General features: G+C 63.9%; 25 protein-coding genes and 3 pseudogenes. 6 read left to right on the top strand and 22 right to left on the bottom strand.

Features of this window, described 5'->3' with window-relative positions; translation table 11 throughout:
- Nucleotides 1-13: 13 nt before the first annotated feature.
- From ACGLHR_RS30600 to ACGLHR_RS30560, 9 genes and pseudogenes are all read right to left on the bottom strand, one after another.
- Entirely contained in the window at nt 14-700 is a 687-nt protein-coding gene (locus ACGLHR_RS30600) for a PilW family protein (RefSeq protein WP_400098342.1), read from the bottom strand.
- A 15-nt stretch (nt 701-715) separates the two neighbouring features.
- Nucleotides 716-904 (bottom strand): hypothetical protein, encoded by a 189-nt coding sequence (locus ACGLHR_RS30595; protein ID WP_400098341.1) that lies wholly within the window; start codon nt 902-904, stop codon nt 716-718.
- Nucleotides 901-1,206: a hypothetical protein gene (locus ACGLHR_RS30590; RefSeq protein ID WP_400098339.1), complete on the bottom strand. Its 306-nt coding sequence runs from the start codon at nt 1,204-1,206 to the stop codon at nt 901-903. Before ACGLHR_RS30590 ends, ACGLHR_RS30595 begins: the two co-directional genes overlap by 4 nt.
- Nucleotides 1,207-1,326: 120 nt before the next feature.
- A complete protein-coding gene (locus ACGLHR_RS30585) occupies nt 1,327-2,313 on the bottom strand; it encodes an IS5 family transposase (RefSeq protein WP_400098337.1) in 987 nt (328 codons plus the stop codon).
- A gap of 74 nt (nt 2,314-2,387) precedes the next feature.
- Nucleotides 2,388-2,510, bottom strand: coding sequence for a prepilin-type N-terminal cleavage/methylation domain-containing protein (locus ACGLHR_RS30580; protein WP_400098336.1), 123 nt, complete (start codon nt 2,508-2,510; stop codon nt 2,388-2,390).
- Nucleotides 2,510-2,674: a hypothetical protein gene (locus ACGLHR_RS30575; RefSeq protein WP_400098334.1), complete on the bottom strand. Its 165-nt coding sequence runs from the start codon at nt 2,672-2,674 to the stop codon at nt 2,510-2,512. Before ACGLHR_RS30575 ends, ACGLHR_RS30580 begins: the two co-directional genes overlap by 1 nt.
- An 18-nt stretch (nt 2,675-2,692) precedes the next feature.
- Nucleotides 2,693-2,989, bottom strand: coding sequence for a Tfp pilus assembly protein FimT/FimU (locus tag ACGLHR_RS30570; protein ID WP_400098332.1), 297 nt, complete (start codon nt 2,987-2,989; stop codon nt 2,693-2,695).
- Nucleotides 2,990-3,013: 24 nt separating this feature from the next.
- A pseudogene (locus tag ACGLHR_RS30565) lies at nt 3,014-3,277 on the bottom strand (type IV pilin protein); the annotation flags it as partial.
- Between the two features lie 54 nt (nt 3,278-3,331).
- Nucleotides 3,332-3,496, bottom strand: a complete 165-nt coding sequence (locus ACGLHR_RS30560; RefSeq protein WP_400098330.1) for a prepilin-type N-terminal cleavage/methylation domain-containing protein — start codon at nt 3,494-3,496, stop codon at nt 3,332-3,334.
- 1,095 nt (nt 3,497-4,591) lie between these two features.
- On the opposite strand from ACGLHR_RS30560, the gene ACGLHR_RS30555 reads away from it, so the two are divergent.
- Nucleotides 4,592-5,014 carry a universal stress protein gene (locus ACGLHR_RS30555; protein ID WP_400098328.1) on the top strand — a complete coding sequence of 141 codons (423 nt, stop codon included), beginning with the start codon at nt 4,592-4,594 and terminating at the stop codon, nt 5,012-5,014.
- A 76-nt stretch (nt 5,015-5,090) separates the two neighbouring features.
- Nucleotides 5,091-5,204 (top strand): annotated as a pseudogene (locus ACGLHR_RS30550) (IS5/IS1182 family transposase); the annotation flags it as partial.
- 91 nt (nt 5,205-5,295) lie between these two features.
- Here ACGLHR_RS30550 and ACGLHR_RS30545 read toward each other — a convergent pair.
- The 4 genes and pseudogenes from ACGLHR_RS30545 to bioF all read right to left on the bottom strand — a co-directional run bounded on the left by ACGLHR_RS30545 (nt 5,296) and on the right by bioF (nt 12,661).
- Nucleotides 5,296-7,164, bottom strand: a complete 1,869-nt coding sequence (locus tag ACGLHR_RS30545; protein ID WP_400098327.1) for a transposase domain-containing protein — start codon at nt 7,162-7,164, stop codon at nt 5,296-5,298.
- A gap of 1,195 nt (nt 7,165-8,359) precedes the next feature.
- Nucleotides 8,360-9,559 (bottom strand): Fic family protein, encoded by a 1,200-nt coding sequence (locus ACGLHR_RS30540; RefSeq protein WP_400098325.1) that lies wholly within the window; start codon nt 9,557-9,559, stop codon nt 8,360-8,362.
- A gap of 495 nt (nt 9,560-10,054) precedes the next feature.
- Nucleotides 10,055-11,356, bottom strand: coding sequence for a cytochrome P450 (locus tag ACGLHR_RS30535; RefSeq protein ID WP_400098323.1), 1,302 nt, complete (start codon nt 11,354-11,356; stop codon nt 10,055-10,057).
- Between the two features lie 82 nt (nt 11,357-11,438).
- A pseudogene (bioF, locus tag ACGLHR_RS30530) lies at nt 11,439-12,661 on the bottom strand (8-amino-7-oxononanoate synthase).
- A gap of 442 nt (nt 12,662-13,103) precedes the next feature.
- Here bioF and ACGLHR_RS30525 point away from each other — a divergent pair.
- A complete protein-coding gene (locus ACGLHR_RS30525; RefSeq protein ID WP_400098321.1) occupies nt 13,104-13,379 on the top strand; it encodes a hypothetical protein in 276 nt (91 codons plus the stop codon).
- 214 nt (nt 13,380-13,593) lie between these two features.
- A complete protein-coding gene (locus ACGLHR_RS30520; RefSeq protein WP_400098320.1) occupies nt 13,594-14,076 on the top strand; it encodes a DNA primase small subunit domain-containing protein in 483 nt (160 codons plus the stop codon).
- A gap of 448 nt (nt 14,077-14,524) precedes the next feature.
- Here ACGLHR_RS30520 and ACGLHR_RS30515 read toward each other — a convergent pair whose 3' ends face one another.
- The 8 genes from ACGLHR_RS30515 to ACGLHR_RS30480 all read right to left on the bottom strand — a co-directional run bounded on the left by ACGLHR_RS30515 (nt 14,525) and on the right by ACGLHR_RS30480 (nt 23,893).
- Nucleotides 14,525-15,781: a CoA transferase gene (locus ACGLHR_RS30515; RefSeq protein ID WP_400098318.1), complete on the bottom strand. Its 1,257-nt coding sequence runs from the start codon at nt 15,779-15,781 to the stop codon at nt 14,525-14,527.
- Nucleotides 15,782-15,812: 31 nt separating this feature from the next.
- Complete coding sequence (locus ACGLHR_RS30510; protein WP_400098316.1) at nt 15,813-17,009, bottom strand: acetyl-CoA C-acetyltransferase; 1,197 nt, start codon at nt 17,007-17,009, stop codon at nt 15,813-15,815.
- The gene (locus ACGLHR_RS30505; protein ID WP_400098314.1) at nt 17,006-17,830 is read right to left on the bottom strand and encodes an enoyl-CoA hydratase/isomerase family protein; all 825 of its coding nucleotides are present in this window, start codon (nt 17,828-17,830) and stop codon (nt 17,006-17,008) included. The genes ACGLHR_RS30510 and ACGLHR_RS30505 overlap by 4 nt, the downstream gene beginning before the upstream one ends.
- A complete protein-coding gene (gene fabG, locus ACGLHR_RS30500) occupies nt 17,823-18,572 on the bottom strand; it encodes a 3-oxoacyl-ACP reductase FabG (protein WP_400098312.1) in 750 nt (249 codons plus the stop codon). The genes ACGLHR_RS30505 and fabG overlap by 8 nt, the downstream gene beginning before the upstream one ends.
- 47 nt (nt 18,573-18,619) lie before the next feature.
- Nucleotides 18,620-19,513, bottom strand: coding sequence for a MaoC/PaaZ C-terminal domain-containing protein (locus tag ACGLHR_RS30495; protein ID WP_400098310.1), 894 nt, complete (start codon nt 19,511-19,513; stop codon nt 18,620-18,622).
- 39 nt (nt 19,514-19,552) lie between these two features.
- On the bottom strand, nt 19,553-20,719 hold the full coding sequence (locus ACGLHR_RS30490; protein WP_400098308.1) for an acyl-CoA dehydrogenase family protein: 1,167 nt from the start codon (nt 20,717-20,719) through the stop codon (nt 19,553-19,555).
- Complete coding sequence (locus tag ACGLHR_RS30485) at nt 20,716-22,821, bottom strand: acetate--CoA ligase family protein (protein WP_400098306.1); 2,106 nt, start codon at nt 22,819-22,821, stop codon at nt 20,716-20,718. The genes ACGLHR_RS30490 and ACGLHR_RS30485 overlap by 4 nt, the downstream gene beginning before the upstream one ends.
- 94 nt (nt 22,822-22,915) lie before the next feature.
- Entirely contained in the window at nt 22,916-23,893 is a 978-nt protein-coding gene (locus tag ACGLHR_RS30480) for a tripartite tricarboxylate transporter substrate binding protein (RefSeq protein WP_400098304.1), read from the bottom strand.
- Nucleotides 23,894-24,040: 147 nt separating this feature from the next.
- On the opposite strand from ACGLHR_RS30480, the gene ACGLHR_RS30475 reads away from it, so the two are divergent.
- Nucleotides 24,041-24,988 (top strand): LysR family transcriptional regulator, encoded by a 948-nt coding sequence (locus ACGLHR_RS30475; protein WP_400098302.1) that lies wholly within the window; start codon nt 24,041-24,043, stop codon nt 24,986-24,988.
- 40 nt (nt 24,989-25,028) lie between these two features.
- On the opposite strand, the gene ACGLHR_RS30470 is transcribed toward ACGLHR_RS30475, so the two are convergent.
- Nucleotides 25,029-25,343 carry a hypothetical protein gene (locus tag ACGLHR_RS30470; protein ID WP_400098300.1) on the bottom strand — a complete coding sequence of 105 codons (315 nt, stop codon included), beginning with the start codon at nt 25,341-25,343 and terminating at the stop codon, nt 25,029-25,031.
- 109 nt (nt 25,344-25,452) lie between these two features.
- Here ACGLHR_RS30470 and ACGLHR_RS30465 point away from each other — a divergent pair.
- Nucleotides 25,453-26,300: IS630 family transposase (locus ACGLHR_RS30465; protein ID WP_400098298.1), on the top strand; the 848-nt coding region annotated here is incomplete at its 3' end.

Here is a 26,300-nt window from a genome sequence, read left to right as displayed (position 1 = left end):
CGCCACGCCGTCGTTATTGATTTCGATACTGAATCTCTGCGCGACGGGAGCGGCGAAACTGATCACGGTGCCCATCACCTTCTCGATCGCTTGTCGCGCTGCCGCGGTGGCCTCGTTCTTGACTTGCTGTGACGACCTGCACGGTGATCGTATAAACGTGGCGCTTGAACTTATCCGAGAAGGGCCCGACCGGTCCGGACACGCCCATATTGTATGTTTTGGCAGACAAGATGCTGTCGACAAAGCTTGATGCCTCCGTGTTGCGTGCCAGCAGGCGGACCTGCACCGTCATCACATTGGGCCAATCGGCCGACGCGGGCGCGGCGACGAACGGCGTAGCTGGCACGCCCGTGCCGGTGCCGTCGATGCCGTAGTCCAGTTTGTTGCCCAAGCGAACCGCCGAGACTGCCAGCAGGCTCAGCACGACGAGCAAAGCCGACAGCGCCGCGAAGACAGCGCCATACTGGCCGTAGTAGCCGGCATGCTGGATGTCGTCCTGCAGCAGCGTGAAAGCATAACGACCGCTTTCGACCTGCCGCGCCGACTTGTCCAAGTCTGCGCGAGCGCTGCTTTGCTGGGTAATGAGCGTGGCCATGCCGGCCATCAGGAAAAGATAGATGGTGATTGCAATCATTAGCTCCACCAGCGACAGGCCCGCCTGGCGGCGACGGTTTGGGGGCGTAGTGCGCAGCGCAGCCATGTTTGTCAGCGAAATTCAGTACAGGTTCGCGATCTGCAGTGTTGTGCTGACCACGCGCCGCAGAGCCTCGTCGCCGTTCAGCCCCTTGCCGCGGCCCAGCCCGGCGGTCGGGGCCGCCGTCTTCCCTTTGCCCTGCCAAGCCACACTTACCAGATAAATACCCGAGGCTGCGTCGAAGCTGACACAGCCACGCGCGCCAATCATGGCGCCAGAATTTCCGGCGCTACTGCTCTCGGCAGCGCCGGCAAGCAGATTGCTCCAGGAGCGAGGTCACTGTTGGCCAGGGTGTAGGCCTGGACCGTGCCGAGCGCACAGGGGAGCGCCGCCGCCGCCCCGGTTCCGAGATAAGGAAGACCATTGACGGTATCCGTGGTGATCGCGTAGCAGCCCGCGGCCGACCGATTGGCGTTGATGCGCTCGGCCATGTCCTGTAACAGGATCAAGGCCTGCGCGCGCTGGTAGGACTCTATCTCCGCGCGCTGGCTTGCTAGGGAAGTGCTGATCAATGAGGGTTGCGCTTGATGTTGCACAAGCCAGTGACTTCGGTTTTCGCAATGCGGGAGAAATAGATCGATTCAAGCCGGTTTTTCTCTCATTTCGCGCCTTTCCCGGCGCGCTTTGCGCACTCAGGACGGACTGCTCCCCTGCAACGCCAACAACGGCCTTTTGGCCAGCACCAGATTCGCCAGACCAAACAAGCTGAACAACTGCGCTGTGTTCTTGAACAGGCCTTTGTAGCGAACCTTGCGGTGACCAAATAGATTCTTGACGACGTGGAACGGATGCTCGACCCGCGCCCGAATCTTGGCCTTGTTCCGCTCGACGGCGACCAGCAAGTCCTTGATTGCGCCGTCGCGCATTGCCTTGATCTTGCCGCGCTTGACAGCCACCTGCCACTTCACGGACTTGCCTTGCATCTCGTCGCGCTTCTCCACGCCCGTGTAGCCCGCATCGCCAAATGCATGGTCTTCGTGGCCATGCAGCAGGGCATGCGCCTGCGATACATCCGACTCGTTCGCCGCGGTGCCCACCACGCTGTGCGCCAGTCCCGAGGCCGCATCCACGCCGAGGTGGGCCCTCATACCAAAGTGCCATGCGTTACCTTTCTTGGTCTGGTGCATCTCCGGGTCGCGGCTCTTCTCCTTGTTCTTGGTCGACGGTGGCGCCTCGATGATGGTGGCATCCACAATCGTGCCTTCCTTCATCATCAGCCCCCGCTCGCACAGCATGATGCCGATCTCGTCGAACAGCTTTCGCGTCAGTTCATGCTCGACGAGCAGGCGGCGAAACTTCAGCAGCGTCGTTGCGTCTGGCACCGCTTCGACCGCCAAGTCGATCCCGGCAAAGGTCCGCATCGCCAGGCTGTCGTACAGCGCGTCTTCCAGCGCCTCGTCCGACAGTCCGTACCACTGCTGAAGGAAGTAGATGCGCAGCATCCGCTCCAGTCCGATCGGTGGCCGCCCACGTCTGCCCTTGGGGTAGTACGGCTCGACCACCGCAATCAGGCGCGACCACGGCACCACGCTTTCCATCTCCGTCAGGAAGCGCTGGCGGCGTGTCACTCGCTTCCCGCTGTGGCTTTCCGCTTCCGCAAAACTGATCTGTCGATTCATCTCCGACTCATCTCTTGGGCATACACATGACAACGCTTACAAGCCACTCAGCGATGACTGTCGTGCTGAATTAATCAGTCTTTCCCTAGCAGCAAGCCCACCGGACCAAGCAGGCCTACCAACAGCACGATCAGCGTGACTAGCGCCTCGATCAGGCCGAAGCCCGCTTGGCTGCGATGGGGGCGCGGCCGGCGCATCAGCAGCTCTCGGCCAGGCTGCTCGGCTGCCTGCTCAGGTCGACGTTGATGCAGCGCGGCGATGCTGTACTGCCCGCCGCACTGATGCCGAAGGGATTGACCGCGGCAACTAGGCGGCCGCTACCGTTATAGACAACCGCGCCAGCCGGGCCGATGATGGTCACGCCGGGCAGCGCCTCGTGCTAGCTGAGCGTGGCAGCACCAGTGCTGACGGTCCAGCCGTATTGCCAGCCGCCCGATGCCTGGGCGATGGTGACGCTGTTATTTCGCTTGATGGCCTCGCTGCGCGCATATGTTAGCGTTGAGGCAATATCGTAGGAGGCCGTGCGGATCCGCTGGCCCAGGACAAAGTCGCGAAAATACGGCGTTGCGACCGCCATCAGGATGGCGGCAATCGTCACGGTGGCCATCAGCTCGATCAGGGTAAATCCGTTGACCAAGGTATTCTGCAAGCCCAGCGCGTCTGGTCGGCGGGGCATGTTGCGTGCGTCCATGATGCGCCCTTACCAGCAGTCGGCCACCGAGCCGGTGCCGCTGATGCCCTTGGTGCCGGCCTGGTTCACGGTCAAGTTCTGGCACTTGCTGTCGCTGGCAGCCTGCGCGCCGATGGGCGCGGCGGTGACGGTATAGCTGGGCGGTACTGCGACATTGCTGGCGGGGATCGTGACCATATAGTTCTTAGCCACCACCTCCGTCGGGAGGGTGGCGTACCCCAGCGTGGCCATGGTGGTGGCGTATTGGCGCGCGTCGAGACTGTACTGCTCCTGCTGGCTGGCAACCCGCTAGAATGAATCTCTCGGCCGCGGAGCGATTGCTCCGGATCACGTATTGCGTATAGGACGGAAATGCGATAACCGCAAGGGGATCCCGACGATGACCACTGTGATCAGCATTTCCATCAAAGTGAAGCCACGATGAAGGCCTGCCGCGCCCGCAGGCGCGGCAGCCGCCACCTTTCTTGCATGCCTCGCAGCAAACGGCCACATAGGCACCCCTGCTACCCGCCGACAAGACCGACCCATGATTGTTTCCACCCTAACGAGGTTCTTCTTCGGAAACTATTCTTCTATTCACCCTACATCTTCAAGATTGACCCCTCTACTCCTTGCGTGACCCTGCGCATACATCTCTGCCGCGCAACGGTCATGGAATGCCTTTGAGAAGACTTCGGCTTCCTCTAGCCTTGCGACGTACTGCTGCATCGGTAACCCAATCCCGCCGCTTTCCATTGCCGATCACCGCGCGTCAAAGTTTGCGCCTGTCGGCTGTGACATCGTTAAAAGAGATGCAGGCGATCCGAACCTAGAGCACCTGCGAATCCGCCGATGGGCTCACGGGGATGAGTCCATGTAGAAGCAGTATCGGCGAAGCGACTCGATAAGCCACCCCACGTCGTGGGGGTACCATAAAGCTGGTGATTAACGCATTTCTCCATTATGCGCGATCTGTACATTTTACATTTAACACGAATGCGTTCTGTATTTTCTCTAAATGGCACGAAATGTATATTTACCTACACATCATTATTAATTCCGGAACACCATTACCATTCCAAATCGATTGGATTTTACGATTCGAGATGGTTGTAAAATAGAAATAATTCCTATTTCATTCCCTACCAAATGGTGGATCGTTAGCCGACCAGCGTGGTCTATGCTCTCTTATAGGGTCACACTAGGTCTGTCTTGTACCTAGCAGGCGACCGGACAAGTTCGGTCGCTTTTTTTCTATTCAGCAATACTGGCTCACGCCATAGCAACCGTCGCGCGAATCGCCTCCAAGACCTGTCGAAGCGGCGAGTTATCTGGCTCGGCCAGGCAGAATTGCACTGGCATTACGCGCAGTTCGCGATTAGCACCTCGATGCCCGCACCGCTTTGTCATCACTTGTGTCCGTCGCCTTCCTCGAAAGGCACCGTCCCTATCAAGCTATCCGATCCAAACCGAACCACGCTGCGCAATGCACGCAACCACCAAACAGACGCACCTACTTAAGCGCTCACGATCGTAGAGAGGCTCGTCTATGCACCATGGACAGGACATTCGTTGATTTGATAAGGCCCCCCTGCAAAGGAGAACTGCATGTTCGAGCATTTTCTATTGCCGGTTGATGGCTCGCCACTATCCGATAGCACATTCCATAAGGTCATCACATTTGCCCAGGAAACGGAAGCTAGAATCACAGTGCTTCATTGCAGTTCCCACGCATCCCCGGTCGGAGCGTCAGTGCCCGTGAGAGATCGCATCGCGCAGGACGCGCAGCATCATGCCGACAGGTACCTCAAGGGGATAGCAAGGAAGGCGAGCGCAGCTGGAATCAAATGTGAAACGGCCTACGTCAGCAGCGATCGACTAGTGAAAGTCATCGTTGCGACTGCCGAAGAAAGAGGCTGCGATCTAATCCTCATTGCTCCTCATGGGCGGTGGGGGGTGCAGCCTCTCACAATTGAGAGCATAAGGGAAAGCATCCTGTCAGTCAGCGATATTTCGCTGGTGGTAGTCTAAGAACGCATTTAAATTACGTACGCTGAATAGGAGGCAAATTTGTTAACCTCGGTCGTTGTGACGATAGGCGGAGGGTATGGAAAAGCCGATCATGGACGACGAACTGTGGGCATTGATCGAACCGCTGTAGCCGTCAGCCAAGCCAAGGAGATTGCGATGTCCAGGCCGCAAGCCCATTTCGGATCCAGCGACCAACATCCCCGTTGTGCTCAGGTGCGTCGTAAGCGTCCCGCCGGCCCACCTTGTCAGCGGACGGACGTTTGTGAGTGAAGCGGACGCGCTCAGCGTGCGGGACGCCAGTTGTGAGGAAGAAGCTCGTCGATGCGGCTGTTCAGGTGTGTAAGCAGGCGGGTCCACACATCGTTGAGGAAGGCCCATGGATCATGTCCGTAAAGCTTGGCTGATTGCACCAAGTTCATCGCGACCGCGGCACGGGAGCGTGCCGCGTCAATCGGCGTCATCGGGTCTTCCGCTGCGTCAGTCACACCGGAAACCGCTGGCATCCAATCATCAAAGAGCCATGCGCTCTGAAGCAATGTGTCGTCCGGCTTAAACTTCTCCACAAGTGCATCAACTCGGGACAGAACGTCAGGTTGAAGTGCCCAGTCAGTATTGGCAAAGGAACGGTGCCGATTCGCCTCCTTTCGCAATACGTCCCATATCTGGAACCGGATTTCTCCCGTAACTTCAGCGAGCACGGCGTCCAGCGCACCAAGCATGCTGTCGAGCGGTTCCGGCGGGAACTCGCTCATTGCACCAGTGAGCGTTTCCCATCGGTCCGGTTTTTGTCGCGCGTGCTCCAGAGCGAGGTGAACGACTGCGGCCTGGCTCTCCCAGACCACTCCATAAGTCAGAACCTCCTCCTCTTCAGTGTCACCGAACTCACGAAATTTCGGCGTTGCCGCCGGGCCTGACGTGTCGTGCGATTGAGGCAACAGCTTTGTGAGCAATGGCCAAGCAATGGCAGGCACCGCCTTTACGACATGGGAGAGAACCGCCGTTCTCTGTTTGGCACGGGCACTGGTATTGGGCGACCATGACAGAAAGACGGCACGCAAACTGTTAATAGGGCGATTGGAAAGCGAGCCTCCCGGGTCAATTGCTGCCAGATGCGCCAGGCACATGGTAGAGCGAAGCAGAAGTGCCGGGTCCCAAGCCAGTATCTCCAGTGCCCACAGCAGTCCGACGTGGTAAGTCCGGGGAGTGAGAAAGCCCTTATGTTCTTCGAAGATTGGTTTGATTGCCGCGGCGTCGCCCTCAAGCAGACGCTCGAGGGCCTCAAGAAAAGGGATGGGGGCGGCCTCCGCGAGCAGGGCGAGGTTTTCTTGCAGACTCGCAAGAAGTCGATGGTCGCTTGACAGACCCGGTAGACCTCGAACGATGCCATTCACGAATTCTTGAGGCGTCGTGCCTTGCGCCGTGAAATCAGCCTGCTCATGCAGAACCGCCATGTGTAGAAGCATGGTCATCATCCCTTCACGAAGCCAGGCGCTGTGGGTGTCCAGCCTCTCTGACGGCGGCCGGTAAACCTCGTCAGCCCTCGGTGCCGGCGGGATATGAGAGAAAACCTCCTTCACCGCAGATGAGAACTGACGCAGGTGTTCTGGCCCGATGAGATGACCGAGGTGTACGAACGCATCTACCGATGAGCGCATGGTCCAAACGTCACCCACGTGGTCCACCGGCGGGTCTTTTAGCTTCGCGAGCTTCCGTAGTGGAGCCTCGACCACCTCATATTCGGCGCACCTGGCAAGCGTGCAGAGTATCGCCTGGTCCGTGTTGCCCGTAGAGACCCGGGAGTCCGCCAACAACGCAGGCAACAGCGGCTCCGCACTGTCTATCCATTCTGGCCTTTCGGCGGTACCGCTTGGTCTTTGGCGTGCCAGTACGGCCAGACTCCGCCCGCAGTGTCTCGCAATGTCGTATCCCTGCTGCTCAGTGAATCCCATGGCGACGAACGCCTTGCCGAGAGCTGAGCTGTGCGGTCGCTTGAGCAGGACATGATTCGACCGCTTTTCGTCCGCGCCTGCACTGACGATGGTGGGACCATACTGGGAAAGCAAGCCCGCGAGCCCCCGTGCCTGCCCGCGGGGCAGAAAGGCAAGCCCGGCCTTGCCGGCAAGCGCACGTGCGGCTTCCTCGGTGTCCACGATTAAGGTCCACGCTTCGAGAAAAAAACGTACCGACGGTTCTGCCCGACGAATCGCGGCAACGGCAAAAGCCAGAACCTCATCTGGAGAATCGGCGCAAAAGCAAGCCTGCTGGTGCCTTCATTTAGTCCGCGCAAAAGCTCTTCGGCTTGCGGCTCTCGACCGGCAAGCAGAACTTCCTCGACAAGAGCAGGAGAAAATCTGTTTGAGAACTCTTCCCAGAATTCATCAATGCTCCGCGCCCCAGCTGAAGGCATCTACATGCGCCCAGCCAGTCCTCCAACATCGCCCCATCGACGTACTTAACGTCCTTCCAGTCCCCCTGCTCGCACTTCGTCTCTTGTTGGCGGTGGGCGTGATGCCATACCTGAAGAACAGCAAGGCGCAGACCTCGCGGTAGAGCGCGCGAGTCTCACTCGCCGCTGCCCCAGCGCGTCACGGAGCAGCCCAGCGAGAGCAAGCACGACACCGGCGCAGCGCGCGACGTAATTGCGGAGCGCCGTCGGCAGGTCGAGGCTGAAGGCTGGACGGCGGAGCACGACGACGAGCACGACGGCGGTGAAATGGTTGAGGCTGCGGCCGTCTATGCACTTCATGCAGCTGGCTGGCCCGCAGGATCCTTTGCGGAGTTCTGGCCGGCACCTTGGTCACGAGCTTGGTTCAAGCCCACGCAACCGCGCCGCGATCTCGTGAAAGCCGGCGCCCTGACCCTGGCCGAGATCGAGCGCATCGACCGCGCTGCAATCGCTACAGGTGATGCGCAATGAGCCCTCACCTGGCGCCAGCCGGCGGCGTCCCGAGATCGAAGGCGAAGGTCTGTGTGGCGCGCACCTTTACATACTGCCCGGTGCCTGGATCTTTGAACGGCTGGCAACGCATTTTAGTAAAGGTTGCAATGCACGTCGGTACGGACGGCAGTTGAGAAGGCCGACGTCGTCGTTTCGTCTGGCAATGATCTACTGGATGCTGCGGCCGTAGACGCAGTCATGACGATAAGGTTTTTTTCGGTCAAACCGCCAAAAATTGCATGAAAGGTACGATTACCTATCAGGATCCAGGACGTCTTCAAGTGTTGATTTCTTAGGCTGCTGACCAAGCACCTTCCTTGTCTTGATGGCGCGCTGTCGTGACACTTGCTGCAATCGCCGTCAAGCGGGGCGCTGCTAGCGTGTCGCAGGTCGTGACGGAAAAGTGGCTATACGGTCTCACCCGGGTCGGGCTCCAAAGCTACACCATGCGCCCACCCCGGCACATTGATGTAATAGCGCACCGCTTTGCCCACACCGTTGCTCCACAATTGCCCGCCCGTGACCATCTCCGAAAGGTCGCGTGTAGCCGTGGCCTTTGAGACGCCGGTCATCTTCATGTACTTCTCAGCGTTCAGGCCGCCCAGGAAGCCACCGTCCCCGTCGTCGAGAAGCCGCTGCAGCACCTTGCGCTGCCGCTCATGAATCCCGCTGCCCTCATACTTCTCCCAAAAGCGCCTCTTCTCGATCGCCTGGTCGATGACTTGGCTCGCGGCATGACATGCCGCCGTGCATTGGCGCGCAAACCACCGCACCCACGACGTCACGTCGGCGTCACCACGCTGAGCTTGATTGAGGGCGTCGTAATACGCCGAGCGCGAGGTCAGTAGCTGCCGCGAAAGACTGTAGAAGCGCACCGGTTGTCGCAGATGCTGCGCCATGGCCATGTCAACGATGGCCCTCCCAATACGGCCGTTGCCGTCCTCAAACGGGTGAATGCTTTCGAACCAAAGGTGCGCAATAGCGGCCCGAGCGAAGCCATCGATCAGCTTGCTGCCCGACGTCAACGGCGAGGCCTGCGCTGGCGAGGACTCAGCAAACCACGTGAGGAAGCGCGTCATCTGCGCTGGCACGTCCTTTGATGGGGGTGCCTCGTAATGCACCACCTTACGGCCTGGCGGACCGCTTACGATTTGCATCGGATCGTCATGGTCGCGGTATCGGCCGACGGCGATTCGGTGGATGCCGGACGTGCCACCAGGGAATAGCGCAGATTGCCAGCGGTACAAGCGGTCCTTATCCAGGGGCAGATCAAACGCTGTCGTGGCATCGCTGATGACCCCAACCAGGCCATCGACATGGCGGTCGGTGGGCCCCGACGTCGCCAAGCCAAGCCGCCTCATCACTGACGACCGGACAACATCGAGCGACAGGCGCTCCCCTTCAATGGCGGCCGTGGCCACCACCTCGTCGGATAGCGCATCCAGCGCGACCTGGCTGGTACTTCCAAGGCCAATGGCCATGGCCTTGCCTTCGACGACACCGTGCATCCGGTAGGCCTCCGCCAAGTCAGGCGCGATCATCTGCGCGTCATAGGTGAAGTCAGGCCATTCTGCGCGGCGCCAGATCCAGGAAGAATTCGTGCTCATGAGCCGCATTTTGCCATATTCGGCTCACATAGTGCGCCGCTTTTCAAGATTTGCGGCTCACGTTCGACGCCACATGTGTGTTGTTGTTGTGTCCGAGACCGTTTATTATGTTAAATTGTTATGCTATATAACAATGAGTGCGGCGATCCCATTGGTTTGAATGGGACCCCGACAGCCGCGAAAGCCTGCAGGCAGCGACGCCGCCCACGGCTCGATATCCAGCCGCGGTCTTGGGATTGGCAGCAACGCGCAAGCGATCAACGATCTGCGGATCTTCCGATTGGGTGAGAACCGTCAAGCCGCAGAGCCTTGCTGCAGGCGGTTCTGCGCGCGACTACCGCCAGATTTGACACGAAAGGTACGATTACCCCGGCATGGTCGCGCCGAGGATTTCCGCCAGCGCGTGCGTGCCGCGATCGCACAGTATCGGCAACTTGCAAAAGACGTGCGAATTAAGCTGGATTAGACTCCCCCTATCTACCACTCTGGACCGTTTCAGCTCACGCCCATTGTGTGCGTCAAGGGCCGGCAGCGTACCTGCAGACTAGCCAGTCCCCGATAGACGGGGTTCCCGTTCCAATGCGGCCTGGCATCCAGGAGCTCTAGCCTGGTCCAGCGGGCCGACATCGCCCGAAACGCAATCTCCGCCTCCATCAACGTCAGCGCGGCGCCAATGCAAAAATGCGGGCCATGCCCGAACGACAAGTGCGAGCCCTCCCGCCGGGTGATCTCTAGGCTGTCTGGGTTGTTGTAGCGCGCCGGATCGCGATTGGCAGCGCCGATCAGGGGAACCACCAACTCCCCGCGCCGCAGCCGGCGCCCATGCAGGACCACGTCCGTGGTGACCCGCCGCCCTGTGTATTGGACCGGACTCTCGTAGCGCAACAGCTCGCGCAAGGCGTTCGGCAGCAACTCGGGGGCCCGCTGCAGGCGCCGCCATTGGTCCGGATGGCTCAGCAAGGCATACAGTCCATTGCCGAGCAGATTACGCGTCGTCTCATGTCCCGCGAACAGCAGCATAGCGCATTGCGCCAATAGTTCGGCCCCGGACTCCACCTCGCCGCCGGCCTCGGCTCGCAGCAGGTGTCCGATCAGATCGTCGCCTGCTGCGTCCGACACCTTTGCCCCTTGCGCCCGGCGTCGCTCGAGCGTTGCCTCGAAGGCGGCACACATCTTGAGCAAGCTAACCTGCGCTCGTCGTTTTAGCGCCGGATCAGGGTCCAGTGCGCCGATGAAGGCGGCCAGATCCTCGGACCAGGCCAGGAATTCCGGCTGGTCGTCCGCGTCCATGCCGAGCAGGCGTGCAATCACCATTGCCGGGAGCGGTCTGGCAATCCTCTCCATGAAATCAAACTGCCCCGCTTCGTCAATGCCATTCATCAATCCGGCCACCATGTGCTCGATCGCGCCTGCGCTGGCGCGTAGGGCTGACGGCCGGAAGCCGGCACTGAGCACATGCCTCAGCCGCGTGTGATCCGGTGCGTCGAGGAACAGCATCGCCCGGCTGAACAGGCGCTGGAAGGGACAGAGCGCCTGGCGCGATTCCTCGCTGCCACGCATCACCCAGCCACCCGTGCGCCGCGCCGAGTAGCGGGGGTCGCGCAGCACGGCCTCGACGTCCTCGTGCCTGGTCAGCAACCAGGCACCGCCAAAGAACTCCTCGCTCCAATGGATGGGGCCAGCCTCGCGTAGCTCACGGTAGAGGGGATAGGGATCGTGCAGAAATGCGGCGTTAACGAATGGGCGACAGGGAACTGGCTTCTCGATCACCGCTTCCGCATGCGCCACGGCCTCCATGCTTAGCATTGTCGTACTCATTCTGATGGTCCTTGGGAGCGCATTCCGAGCCTGGCGAGTGTGGCGAAGCGGGCTGGCGCGCTCATGCCGCCTCCCGCTGCGCCAGCACGGCAGACAGGCTGTCCAGCAAGCGCGCTATGTCGCCCGCGGTGTGCGCTGCCGAGAGCGCGATACGCAGGCGCGCCGTGCCTTCGGGCACCGTTGGCGGCCGGATGGCCGTGACGCGGATGCCATCGGCTTCCAGCGCGGCGGATAGTGCCATGGCAGCGGCAATGCCTCCCACGATCAGTGGCTGGATGGGCGTGCGGCTATCGACCAGCCGCCAGCCCGCCTCCGCATGGCAGGCCTGTAGTGTTTCCAGGCCTGCTCGCAGCTGTCCGATAAGTTGCGCCACATGGGCGCGGCGCCGGCGCCCGTCCTCGCCCGCTATCAGCGCCAGGCTGGCCAGCAGCGCATGCGCCGCGGCCGGCGGCGCGGCCGTAGTGTAGATATAGGGCCGCGCCACGTTGACCAAATGCTCCACGATGGTTACGTGCGCCGCCACGAAGGCGCCCGCTACGCCGGCGGCCTTGCCCAGCGTGCCGATGTAGATGAAGCGTTCGGAGGCCAGTCCCAGATGCTCCAGCACGCCGCGACCGCTCTCCCCCAGCACGCCAAAGCCGTGGGCGTCGTCGACCACGATCCAGGCATCGTGGCATTCGGCTAATGCCAGCAATTCGACCAGCGGGGCAAGGTCGCCATCCATGCTGAATACGCTGTCGGTTACGATCAGCTTGAGGGGGCTGTCGCTACCGGCCAGCAGTCTCGCCAGTGCAGTGGTGTTGCCGTGTGGGTAGCGTTTTACATGGGCGCGTGCCAGAAGCGCCCCGTCGATCAGCGAGGCATGGTTGAGCTTGTCGCAGAACAGGGTAGCGCCGGCAGTGCCCAACGCGCTCAGCACCGCCATGTTTGCCATGTAGCCGCTACAGAAATAGAGCGCCTGCGCCTTGGGGATATGTGAATCCAGCCACCGCGCCAGCTCGTTCTCCAGACGGTCGTGGGCCAGAGAGTGCCCGTTAACCACGTGGGACGCACCGCTGCCCGCGCCATAGCGGTAAGCGCCCTCGGCAAAGGCGGAGATAACCGTGGGATGGTTGGCCAGCCCAAGGTAGTCGTTGCTGAAAAAACTCAACAGCGCCGCGGCTCGCCGCATTCATTGCTGACAGCCTGATGTGGCGCGCAGGCTGTCTGTGTGACGCGCCGCCTGCGCGTCATGGCGCGATCGGCGCGTTCGGCGGCGGCCTGGGTGAGTCGGTCAAGCAGCATGGCAGCATTGGCGGACGATTGGGGAAATGCATCTTAGATGCGTATCCGCGCTAATGGCAAACTGGGCTACCGGCCAATTTTGCGAACATGTTGTACGAAGAAGCCAGCCAAATTGCGTAAAGTGTCGATCTTTGTGCTGAATGATACCCATCAGCGTGTACGCTCTAGAAGCGGCACTACCCTGCTTCGCCAAAACACGGAATCCGCATCCAATGCCACCGGAGGCAACCCGCCCCTTTTTTAGCGTGTATCCGAAACGCGCATAGCGCCGCCTCGCGAGACGAATAAGGTTCAAGTGAAGAGCGCGCTGGCGGCCCTGTGGCGCCAGCAGCCGGCCTTTGCGTGGAAATCGTGGAGGACACCGGCGCCCGCCTGCCCGACTTGCTGGACGAGGTCGATGTGGCGATGTCGCAGCAACGTGAGCCGGCGGCGAGACGTGGCCTTGATGCCAGCATTGGCGAGTTCGCGCTCCAGCGCCAGGCACATTCTCGGCCACGGTGCGTTCGTGATCGATCCCGCGCAGCGCTCGCCGCTCGGTGGCGCTGGCCGCTCCTGCGCCAATGCGACCTGCTCGCGGGTGCGTTCCAAGTCCGTCGAGAATTGGGTACGCAAGTCCCTGCAATTGCAGCTCAAGCGCCTCGATCTGACGGGTTCCCGCCTCGTAACGCGCCGGCGCGGCCGTGTGAGCCTGGCGCTCGGCCTCCAGTTCGCCCTGTAGCGCCGCGCGCCTAGTTGCGCTCCGCTTCCGCCTCGCTCGCCTACGACCGCGCTTCGGCCTGCAAGGCTGCCAATTCGGCTCGCTCAGTGAAGGTGTCCAACGCGGAACTCGTGATTGACTCAATGACTGGGCTGACGAAAGGCGACCTGGTCGGCTACTACGAAGCCATCGCGCCGCATCTGCTTCCCCATCTGCGCACGGGCGCCCGGTAGCCTTGCTGCGGGGCCCCACCGGTATTGGTGGAGAGCTGTTTTTCCAGAAGCACGCTGAGGCGAGCAAGATTCCGGGCATGACGTTACTGGATCCTTCACTTTGGGAAGGCCATCCAGCACTACTCGAGCTCCCAAGCGAGACCGCCATCGTGAGAGCGGCGCAACTCAATGTGATCGAGTTCCACACCTGGAATGCGACAAAGCGCAGCATCGATATGCCCGATCGCATCATCTTTGACTTGGACCCCGGCGATGGCGTGCCATGGCAGCACATGCTTGATGCCGCCATGCTGACGAAAGCGATGCTGGATGAGCTTGGCCTGGTGAGCTTTCTCAAGACCAGTGGTGGTAAAGGCCTGCATGTCGTCGTGCCAATCGCGCCCAGTCTGCCGTGGAACACCGTGAAGACGTTTTCGCAGGATGTTGTTTTCCGTATCGCCCGAACCATTCCGCAGCGTTTCGTCTTTTCCTGCTGCGGAGCGTGAAGCCTTTGCCAACGCCTGCCGACGACACGGATTCATCGCGGCAGATTTCCAGGTGCTGGATCGCCGGGACGAGAGCGGCATACGCATGGTCAGCATCCTACGGCCCGAGACTGGCGTATCTCTGTTGTACGCCGGCGGCAGAGGCAACTGCTGGTCGGTGGCATTCGAGCATGATCTCGAGGCAGACGCCTTTGGCCCGGCACCGGAGTGACATGGCTTGCCCGCAACTGACCTGGGCTAGATCACGGTGCCGGAGTGATCTTCAGGACCGATCGATGGCCGATCATCGGCTGCCTCAATTAAGCTGCGCGTCGATCGCAGATAAGTGAAAGATCGGCCGCCACGGAAAGCCAAATGGTATCTGTTAGATACCTATCTGGTATCGGTTAGGTAACCCCAAGCGTTCTCTGTCCCCTCGAATTGCCACCCGCCGAATCCACCACGTTCGTCACGCAGTGCCGCTGGCAGTGGGATCGCGCTCCGGGCCCGCCACCACGCCGGCATCATGCAGCCGGCCTATGGCGGCGCCGTCCAGCCCCAGGATTTCATGCAGTACCTGGTTGGTATGCGTGCCCAGCAACGCGGCCGGCAAAGTTGCCTCGCGCTCCATCGACGGAACCCGCACGGCCGCTCCGGCCGCAAGATGTTCGCCGATCCCTGGCGTCGCAATGCGCTCGAACACCGGATTGGCAAGGCTGACACGCGGATCGCCGGCCAGCAACTCGCCGACCGTGCTGTAGCGGCCCCAGCAGACCTTGCGCGCGTCCAGAAAACGCTCCGCCTCGGCCTGCGTGCGGGTGGCAAACCAGGGTGCGACCAGCTCGGCAATGGCCTCGCGGCAGGCAAACCGATCGGCCTCGTCGCGCAGGTTCAGGCCGGTACGCTGCTCCAGCGCAGTCACCTGCCCGGCAATGCCGCAAGCCTCCACCAGCGCCTTCCATTGCCCGGCCGAGATCGCTGCCACCATCAGGCGGCCGCCGTCCAGCGTGCCGAAGTCGCGGCCGAAGGCACCATACAGGTGGTTGCCGACCGACGGCCGCTCCTGCTGCAGCAATTCGGCCTCGGCCAGCAGGCCAAGATGCGACAGCATGGTGAAGGCCATGTCCGACAGCGCCAGCTTCAGCTCCGCGCCTGCGCCCGTGCGCCGGCGCTGCTCCACCGCCGCGACCACGGCAAAGGCGGCCTGGTAGGCGCAGGCAATGTCCCACGCCGGCAGCACATGGTTGACCGGCCTCTCACGCGACCCGCCGCCGGTGACAGCCGGATATCCGGTGGCGCAATTGACGGTGTAGTCCACCGCTGTGCTGCCGTCGCCATTGCCCTGGATGGTGCAGCTGATCATGTCCGCGCGCCGCGCGGCCAGCGCCTCGTGCGCGAGCCACGGCGTGCCGATATTGGTCAGCAGCACGCCCGCGTCCGGCCCTGGCGCCGTCGCCAGCGCCTGCACCAGCTCGCGCCCTTCGGGCTTGCGCAGGTCAACCGCGATGCTTCGCTTGCCCTTGTTCAGCGCGGTCCAGTACAGGCTGCGCCCTTTGCCGTCGGCCTGCGGCATGCGCGGCATGCGCATGTAATCGATGCCGCCGCCGATCATGTCCACGCGGATCACGTCTGCGCCGAACTGGGCCAGCGTGAGGCCGGCCAGCGGCGCCGCGATGAAGGCCGAGCTTTCGATCACGCGCAGCCGGTTGAGGAAGGGGTAGGTCATGGGAGCGGTCCGGTTCGTATTGGCGGCGGCGTCAGGCGCGTTCGAACACGGCGGCGATGCCCTGCCCGCCGCCGATGCACATGGTTTCCAGCCCATAGCGCGCGCCGCGCCGGCCCAGCTCATGCATCAGCGAGGTCATGATGCGCACGCCGGTGGCGCCCACCGGATGGCCCAGCGAGATGCCGGACCCGTTGACGTTGAAGCGCTCCGGATCGTTCCAGCCCCAGCCCTTGGCGCAGGCCAGCGCCTGGCAGGCAAAGGCTTCGTTCAGCTCCACCAGGCCCATGTCGTCGAAGCCCAGCCCGTTCTTGCCGAACAGCTTCTTGACAGCCGGCACCGGGCCGATGCCCATGTGCGACGGCTCGCAACCAGCCACGGCCCAGCTATGCAGGTAGCCGATGGGCTCCAGGCCGAGTGCTTCCAGCTTGTCCTCGGCCACGATCAGGCAGGCGGCAGCGGCGTCGTTCTGCTGGCAGGCATTGCCCGCGGTGACGATGCCGTCCTTCATCAGGGGCTTGAGCCGCGCGAGCTGCTCGATGGTGAGATCGCCACGGATGCCCTCGTCCTCGCTCACGATCAGCGCCTCGCCCTTTCGTTGCGGCACGCTGACCGGCACCACCTCCTGCGCGAACTTGCCGCTGGACCACGCGGCGGCGGCGCGCTGGTGGCTGCGCAGCGCAAAAGCGTCGGCCTCCTCGCGCGAGATGCCGTAGTCGCGCGCCAGGTTCTCGGCGGTCTCGATCATGCCGGAGATACGGCCAAAGCGGGATTCGGGCTGCGAGCGCTCGCGCCCGCGCTCCAGGCGGTCATGGAACTTCACGGTGCCGGCGCGCTTGCCCCAACGCATGTCGGTGGTGTAGTACTCCACGTTGCTCATGCTCTCGACGCCGCCCGCCATCACGACGTCAGCGGCGCCGGTCTGCACCATCATCGCGGCCGTGGCGATGGCCTGCAGCCCGCTGCCGCAGCGGCGGTCCAGTTGCATGCCGGCGACGCTGATCGGAAAGCCGGCCTGCAGCGCCACCCAGCGGCCGGTGCAAGGCACCTCGCCGCTGGCGTAGGAATGCGCGAACACCACATCCTCGATGCGGGCCGGGTCCAGCCCGGTCCGCTCGACCACGGCGCGCGCAACGGTGGCGCCGAGTTCTTCGACGGAAATGCTGCGCAGGCTGCCGCCGAACGCGCCGATCGGCGTACGCAGCGGGGAGACGATTGCGGCTCGTTTCATGATGGCATCCTTTGTTCTTGATACAGCTCGTCGGAGCCGAACTGCGGGGTTTCCCTGGCGAAGAAGGCACGCACGCCTTCCTGCGCTTCCTTGGAACTGAAGACGCGGTCCGACAGCGGCAGCGCCTGCCGCATGGCCTCGTCTTCCGTGGTGTCAAAGCTCAGGTCGATGGCCTGCTTGCATAGCGCCAGCGCCAGCGGTGGGCGCTGCGCCAGCGTGGCGGCCAGCGCCAATGCGGCTTGCAGCGCCTGGCCCGGCGGCGCCACGCGGTTGACCAGGCCCCAGGCCAGCGCGGTGGCGGCGTCGATGGGCTCGCCCAGGAACATCAGCTCCTTGGCACGGCCCTCGCCCACGCGGCGCGTGACCCGCACCGGGCCGCCGCTGCCGGGGAACACGCCCAGCTTGATCTCGGGCAGGGCGAAGCGCGCCGTCTCGTCCGCCACGATCAGGTCGCAGCAGACCGCGATCTCCAGCCCGCCGCCGAACGCCAGGCCGTTGACCGCCGCCACCGTCGGCTTCGGAAAATCGTCCAGCCGCCCGAACACCGCATGCTGCAGGGCGAGCTTGCCCGGCACGATCTGCCCGGGCCGCATCAGCGGCCGGAACTCCGCAATGTCGGATCCCGCGCAAAAGGCACGCGTGCCGGCGCCGGTCAGCACCACGGCCCGCACGGCGGGATCGCGCTCCAGCGCATGCAGCGCACGGTCCAGCGCCTCGGTCAGGCCGCGCAAGACCACGTTCAGCGGCGGGTTGTCCAGCGTCAGCGTGGCGATGCCGGCCTGTACGGCGCAGCGCACCGGCCCCTCGGCGATCTCAACCATAGCGCCCACCGGTCACGTGCAGGACCTCGCCGGTAATAAAGCTGGCGCGCTCCGAGGCCAGGAAGGCCACCGCATCGGCAATGTCGGCCGGGCGGCCAACCCGCTTGATCGGCTGCGCGGCAACGGCGCGCTCCTTGATGGTTTCGTAGGTGGGCAAGGCCTGCACCATCTCGGTTTCCATGAAGCCCGGAGCCACGCAATTGACCGTGACGCCGTAGCGGCCTTCCTCCAGCGCAAGCGCCTTGGCCATGCCGATCAGCCCGGCCTTGGCCGCCGCGTAGTTGGCCTGCGTGGGGTTGCCGAAGTGCGCGCGCGAGCTGATGTTGATGACCCGCCCCCAGCCCTGCTCGATCAAGCGCGGCATCACGGCCTTGCTGGCCAGGAAGGCGCCCTTGAGCATGACCTCCATCACCAGGTCCCAGTCCTCCTCGGTCATCTTGACGAGGTACTTGTCGCGCGGAAAGCCGGCGTTGTTGACCAGGATGTGCACCCCACCAAAATGGGCGACGGTTTCATCCACCAGCCGCCGCACGTCGGCGGCCTTGGTGATGTCCGCGACGATGCAATGCGCCTGCAAGCCGTCGGCGCGCAGCGCGGCGGCCGTGGCTTCGGCCTGCTCGCGCAGGATGTCCGTGATCACCACCTTCACGCCCTCTTGCGCCAGGTGGCGTGCCGTGGCGGCGCCCAGACCGCGGGCCGAGCCCGTGACGATGGCGACTTTGTCCTTGATTTGCAGATCCATTCGGTTCTCCTCGGAATGCGTGTACTGGGATGGCTGGGCTGGCAACGTCAGATTGAGGTGGGCGGCTGGCTCAGGTCCACGCGGCCGGCGTTGAGCACCACCACGCCGCGCTCCAGCGCCGTGGTGCGCAGCGATACAACCGGGCCATCGACCCATAGCGCGGTGCGCAGCGTTTCGCCGGGCAGCACCGGCGCGGTAAAGCGCACCCGCATGCCGCGCACCGTTGCGGCGTCATAGCCAAGCACGGTTTTCAGCACGGCGTGCATGGCGATGCCCATGGTGCACAGGCCATGCAGGATGGGCCGCGAGAACCCGGCTGCCTGCGCCACCGCCGGGTCGGTGTGCAAGGGATTGAAATCCCCGTTGAGGCGGTACAGCAGCGCGGCCTGCGGCAGCGTCGCCAGGTCGCACACAGCATCCGGCTCGCGCCCGGGCATCGCGTGCGGCGGCGGTGGCGAGGCCACCGTGGCGCCGTCGGCGGCAAAGCCGCCATCGGCGCGCAGCATGGTGGTCTGTGTAACGGTGGCCAGCAGATCGCCGGTGGCCGCGTCATGCACCCGGCGCTCCTGCATCATCAGCGCGCCTTTGTCCGGGCCCTTGTCGTACAGGGCGGTGACCTTGTTCCAGCCAACCACGCGCCCCTGCGCCGGCAGCGGGCGATGGAGCACGAACGCCTGCTCCGCGTGCACCAGCTTGTGCCAGGTGATGCCGGTGTCCGGCTGGTCGGCCCAGAAGCCGCTGTAGCCCAGCACGTTGACCAGCGTGGGCAGCGCCTGCAGGCCGCCGCGCGCGTGCTCATGGACGTAGCGCAACTGGCCCGCGTCCAGCGGATCGGCGCCCAGGCCGATGCCCAGCGCGTAGAGCATGCTGTCGCGCTCGCTGTATGCCTGCTCGACGGGGGCAAACTGGCGGCTGAGGAGGTGCTGGGGATTGAGTGGCATGGCGGACTCCGCTGCGGTTGCTGGATCGATGGCGATGCGTCAGGCTTGCGCCCCGGCGTCGCGGATCATGTTGCGGGCGATGACGACCTGCTGGATCTGCGTGGTGCCTTCAAAGATGCGGAACAAGCGCACATCGCGGTAGAAACGCTCGATGCCGCTGTCGGCCACGTAGCCCGCGCCGCCAAAGATCTGCACCGCGCGATCGGCCACGCGCCCGCACATCTCGGAGGCAAACAGCTTGCAGCAGGCCGCCTCGGTGGAAACGTTCCGGCCGTCGTCGCGCTTGCGCGCCGTGTCGAGCAGCATGCTGCGCGCGGCGTACAGCTCCGCCTGGCTGTCGGCGAGCATCGCCTGCACCAGCTGGAAGCTGGCGATCGGCTGGCCGAACTGGCGGCGCTCGGTGGCATAACGCAGGGCATCGCGCAGCATGCGCTCGGCCACGCCCACGCAGACCGCGGCAATGTGGATGCGGCCCTTGTCCAGCACCTTCATCGCGGTGCGAAAGCCCTGCCCCGCGTTGCCGGCGCCGCCGACGATGCGGCTGGCCGGCACCCGCACGTTGTCGAAGATCACATCGCAGGTATGCGAGCCGCGCTGGCCCATCTTGCGGTCCCGCTTGCCAAAGCGGATGCCCGGCGTGCCGGCGTCCACGATAAAGGCGGTGATGCCGGCCGCGCCCGGGATGGCGTTGTCCGTTCGCGCCATCACCGTGAAGATGCCGGCATAGGGCGCATTGGTGATGTAGCGCTTGGTGCCATCGATCACATAGTCATCCAAGTCCGCGCGCGCCGTGGTGCGCAGGGACCCGGCATCGGAGCCCGCCTCCGGCTCGGTCAGCGCGAACGAGGCCAGGATCTCGCCGCTGGCCAGGCGCGGCAGGAATGCCTGCTTCTGCGCGTCGGTGCCGTCCATCAGGATGCCTTGCGAGCCGATGCCGATGGTGGTGCCGATCAACGAGCGGAACGCCGGCGAGGTCTGGCACAGTTCGATGGCGGCCAGCGCTTCTTCTTCGGTGGTGAGCCCGAGCCCGCCGTATTCCTCCGGGATGGTCATGCCGCACAGGCCGAGGTCTTTCATGCCCTGCACGATGCGCGGCGGGATCTCGTCGGTTTCGTCGACCAGGCGCTCGGCCGGCACCAGCTCCTCGCGCACGAAGCGCCGGATGCTGTCGAGCAGCGCTTCCAGCGTTTCGGCGTCGCGGATCATCGGGGCAACTCCGTCACCTCGATCACGGCGTCGACGGCAAAGGCGCCCTGTCCTTGCGGCATCGCAAACACAGGATTCAGGTCCACCGATTGCAGGCGCGGGCCGGCCTGGTGCGCAAACACCGACAGCCGCGCCAGCATGCCCGCCAGCGCCTTGATATCCACCGGCGGCTTGCCGCGCGCGCCCAGCAGCAACGGCGCGCCCTTGATGGAGCGGATCATCTGCTCCGCCACGTCCTCGCCGAACGGGCAACGGTGCAGCACCAAATCCCTCATCACTTCCACAAAGATGCCGCCCAGCCCGAACATGGCCACCGGGCCAAACACGGGATCGCGCTGGACGCCAAGAATGCACTCCACGCCGCCGCTAAGCTGTTTGGCTACCAGCACGCCCTCGAGGCGCGCGCCGGGCGCAGCTTCCTTGCCACGGGCCAGCAGCAGGTCAAAGCCAGCGCGCACGCCCTCGGCATCGGTGACGTTCAGCAGCACGCCGCCGATCTCGGATTTGTGCTGGATGTCGGGCGACAGGATCTTGAGCACCACCGGATAGCCCAATGCCTCGGCCGCCGCCGCTGCCTCGCTGGCCGTGGCGCAAGCGCGCTCCGGCGCCACGGCGATGCCGACCTGCGCCAGCACGCGCTTGGCCTCGGCCTCGCTAGGCGTGCTGCCGGGCAGCTCCACCGCGGGCACCGAAGGCGGCGGCAGGCTGGGAGCGCGCTCAAACGCCTGCCCAAAGCGGCCCATGGCCTCGATGGCAACCACCGCGCGCGTAGGATCCTCGAACACGGAGAAGCCATCGGCTTCGTACTCGCGCACGCGCTCGGGCGAAGCCAGCACCGACAGCACATACAGGCGGTCCGGATGCTTGTCGCGCACGCCCTTGAGCTGCTCGCGCAGGCGCGGTGCAATCGAGTCGGCGCCGCCAGTGTAGGTAAAGAACCCCAGCACTGACTGGTAGCCACCCTCTGCCACCACCGCCTCCGTGAAGCGGCCCGCGATGGTCATGTCGTTCAGGAACTGCGCCGTGCAGTCCACGGGGTTGCGCGGCGCGGCAAAGGGCAGCAGCGCTTTCAGGCGCTGCTGGGTGGCGGGTGGCATCTCCGGCATCGGCAAGCCGACCACTTCAGCCGCATCGGAAATGATGACGCCGGCGCCGCCGCTGACGGTAATCACGCCCAGGGAATTGTTGGCGGGGTAGATGCGGCGCGTGGCCAGCCGCGCCACGTCGAGCATATGCTCGGTGGAGCGCGCCCGCACCACGCCGAACTCGGCCAGCACGGCATCGGTCACGGCGTCGTTGCCGGCCAGCGAGGCGGTGTGCGACTGCGCCGCCGCGCTGCCCACCGCGCTGGTGCCGACCTTCATCATGACGACAGGTTTCCTGGCCTTGCGCGCGGCCTCCAGCGCCCGCAACAGGCGCTCGCCGTCGCGGATACCCTCGGAGTAGACCGCGATCACGTCGGTGTTGTCGTCGTCCACCATGGCGTGGACGATGTCGCCCAGGCTGATATCGCTCTCGTTGCCGCTCATCACGCAGGCCGACACGCCGATGCCTGCATCGCGCGCAATGCCCAGGATGTGGCTGCCGTACGCGCCGGACTGGCTGGCAATGCCGACCCTGCCCGCCAGCGGAAAGCCCATTTCCACCACCGAGGTGAAGCTGCCGTAGAAGCCGGTGCCGGGATTGACCACGCCCAGCGAGTTGGGGCCAAGCAGGCGCATGCCATATTCGCGCGCCGAAGCCACCATGCGCTGCTGGATCTCTGCGCCCTCCTCGCCAGCCTCTGCGAAGCCTGCGGAGAACACGATGGCCGCCGCCGTGCCGCGCGCCGCCAGTTCCGCCACCACGGCGCTCGCCAGCTTGGCGGCCACCGCCACGATAGCCACGTCCGGGGTTTCCGGGAGGTCCGCCACGCTGGCGTAGGCTTCCAGGCCCTGGATGGTGGTGCGATTGGGATTGACCGGCATCAGGCGGCCCTGGTACCCCTGGCTGCGCATGTAGTCGATAGGCCGGCCGCCGATGCGCAGCGGATCGTCCGACGCGCCGATGACGGCGACGGAACGCGGGCGAAGGAGACGGACAAGGGGATTACGGTCTGGCATGGCGAGATCGCTTGCAAGAGAAAACGAGAAAACGGAGGAAAACGGAGTCGGGATCAGGTCGGGGGGCACCCGCCCCGACCTTTGCAAAGCTGGCTTATTCGACCTTGGCGCCGGAGGTCTTTACGACCTTTGCCCAACGGTCAATCTCCGAGCGGATCAACGCGCCGAACTGCTCGGGCGTGCCCGGCGACGGCTCGAAGCCCTGCGCGCGCAGGCGCTCCTTCATCTCCGGCGCGTCCAGCGCCTTGTGGATCTCGGCGTTGAGCTTGTCAATGATCGGCTTGGGCGTGTTTGCCGGCGCCATCAGCCCGTTCCACGCCAGGGTCTCGAAGCCTGGCACGCCGGACTCTGCCACCGTTGGCACACTAGGCAGCAGTGGCGAGCGCTTGGCGCCGGTGATGGCGATCGCACGCAGCTTGCCGCCATTGACCTGCGGCAGCGCCGAGAACATCAGGTCCATCACCAGCTGGGCGTTGCCCGCCATCACGTCCGCCATGGCAGGCGCGCTGCCGCTGTACGGGATGTGGGTCATCTTCACGCCGGCCATCGAGCTCAGCAGCTCGGTGGCCAGGTGCGTGGACGAGCCGTTGCCCGCCGAGCCGAAGTTGATCGAGCCCGGCTTGGCCTTGGCCGCGGCAATCACGTCCTGCACCGTCTTGTAAGGCAGCGACGGCGTCACCATCACCAGCATCGGGCCACGCGTGAGCTCGCTCACCGGCGTGAGATCGGTCTTGATGTTGTAGCGCAGGTTCTTGTAGAGCGAAGGATGGATCGAATGCCCCGTCGTCACCAGCAGCAGCATGTAGCCATCGGGCGCCGCGCGGGCCACCTGCTCCGCGCCCAGGTTGCCGGAGGCGCCAGGCTTGTTTTCGACCACGAACGGCTGGCCCATGCTGTCACCCAGCTTCTGCGCCAGCAGGCGCACCACGATGTCATTGGTGCCGCCCGGCGGGTAAGGCACGACGATCTTGACGGGCTTGGCAGGAAAAGCCTGCGCCAGGGTAAGCGCGGGCAAGGTGAGCGCGGCAGTGGCCGCAACGGCAGCGGCAAGCCAGCGTTTCGTGCTGATCATCGATTGTCTCCGGTCTGAGGTCAGGCGCGGCCGAACGTGTGTCCGGGGCCCTCGGCTTCTTTGTGCCTGTTTCAGAAACAATCGTAAGTAATGCCATATACTTAATCCAATACTTTACATGCACCGAGCTATACACGAGGTATATGGATGGACCTGCGTCAACTCAAGCAATTCGTGGCTGTCGCCGAGACCAGCAGCTTCAGCCGGGCAGCTGAGCGGCTATTCATGGCACAGCCGCCGCTTTCCGTCGCCATCCGCAAACTGGAGGAAGAACTCGGCACGCCCTTGTTCGAGCGCACTGCCCGCGGGGTACGGCTGACCGCCCCCGGCGAAGCCGCCCTGCAAGCCGCCAGGAAATGCCTGCAAAACGCCGAAGAAGTGACCGCGGCCGCGCGTGCGACCGCCAGCGGCGAAGCCGGACGGCTACGCATCGGCTTTATCGGCTCGGTCACGTTCGGCCTGCTGCCGCGGCTGATACAGGCGTTCACCAAGGGCCACCCACAGGTCAAGCTGGAATTGCGCGAAGGCACCAACCTGGAACTGCTATCGCTGGTGGAAAATGGCGAGCTCGACGTGGGCTTCGTGCGCGTGCCCACCGCCCGCCCACAGAACGTCCGCTTCCAGCTGATCCAGACCGACGTATTTTGTGCCGCGCTCCCGCGCGGCCACGCCCTGGCCAAGCAGAAGCAGATCACCTTGCACGACCTCGCCGACTGCCCCCTGATCGGCTACACACCCTCACGCGTGGGCGGCCTGCAAGCCGCGGTGTCGCACCTGTTCGCGCGCGCCGGCATCAGCCCCTACATCGCGCAGGAAGCCGTACAGGTGCAGACCGTGGTGGGGCTCGTGGATAGCGGGCTGGGGGTCGCGCTGGTGCCATCGGTCAACGCGTCCCACTCATCGGGCCGCGTGGTATTCCGCCCGATCTCCGACCTGCCGCCGGATGCGTCGATCGGCATTTCCCTGGCGTATCACGCGCTGGCCGAGACAGCTGTTCCGCAGCGTTTTCGCGAGAGTATCGAGGTGCCGGCGGAGAAGGCGCCTGGGGCCAGGCGGGAGGTAGTTAAGCGGAGCGGAGGTAGGCGCCAAGGGTAGCGCGGCCGGCCTACGGCTACACGGACTTCGCCCAGAGCAACTAGGAGCAATCGTACCTTTCGTGCCAAATCTGATGATAGTCGCGCACGGAGCCGCATGCAGCAAGGCTCTGCAGCTCCACGATTTTCACTCCATCGAAAAATCCGCAGATTGTTGATTGATACGGGTTTTTCCGATCAATCCGCCAGAAATTGCACAGAAGGTGCCCCAGACGGCGCGACGCGGTGGTTTCCGGCTCGGCCCGCCGCAGCGCCGCCTCCAGTTCGGCCCGCGGGCTGCCCTGCTCCGCCACGCACTGCCGGCAAAGCGTGTCACGCTCGGCCTTCAGCTGTGCCCGCTTCTCCGCGGCGGCCACATGCCTGCGGGTGTGACCACAATCGGTGAGCTGATCTCGCCCAACGACGGGCTAGTACAACATCCCGCAAATAGGTTGAATAATTAATTGGCTCGGATATCATGGCGGGATGAGTCGAGGCCGCCATGCAACGCCAGTGAAGCTGGCGAACAAAGAAAGACAGGAACTGCTATCGCTGGTCGAGCGGAAGACGGCTGCGCAGCGGGATGTGATGCGCGCGCGAATCGCGTTGTGGGCCCACGAGGGCCACTCCAATACGGTCATTGCGCAGGAACTGGGCGTATCGGTGCAAACGGTCTGCCTGTGGCGCAAGCGCATTGCCCAGCAAGGTGCCAAAGGCATTCGCGAGGGGGAGCGCAGTGGCCGTCCGCCACGCATCACGCAGGAAGCGCGACTGCAGTTGATCGCGCTGGCGTGTGAAACGCAGGAACCTGAGGGACGGGTCACGCCCACGCTCGACGAGATTGTGGCGCGCGCCGTGGAGCGCGGCGTCGTCGGGCAGATCAGCCGCAGCCAGGTGCAGCGCATTCTGCAGGCCGGCGACGTGCGTCCGCACCGGGTCCAACAATGGCTACACAGCCCAGACCCGGCCTTTCGCGAGAAGGTCACGGGGATTTGCAAACTGTACCGCAAGGCGCCTCGAAACGCGGTGGTGCTCAGTATTGACGAGAAGACCGGCATTCAGGCCATCGAGCGTAAGCACCCGGGACGTGCACCCGTGCCGGGGCGGCTGCGTCGGCGTGAGTTTGAATATGTTCGCCACGGCACCCAGGCTTTGATTGCCGCGCTGGATGTGCATTCCGGACAGGTGCTGGCAGACTGCCGTGAGCGACGCACCCAGGACGATCTGGTGGCCTTCATGGAGCGCGTGGCAACCGCCTACCCGGGCAAACAGGTGCACGTCGTCTGGGACAACCTGAACACACATCGCGCACAGGCCGTCTGGCAGGCGTTCAA

Origin of the sequence: Cupriavidus sp. CuC1 (genome assembly GCF_044627735.1) — a bacterium.
In the GTDB taxonomy this organism is placed as follows: Bacteria; Pseudomonadota; Gammaproteobacteria; order Burkholderiales; family Burkholderiaceae; genus Cupriavidus; species Cupriavidus ulmosensis.
The sequence above is the reverse complement of the archived record's forward strand: the minus strand, read 5'-3'. Positions and strand labels throughout refer to the sequence as shown.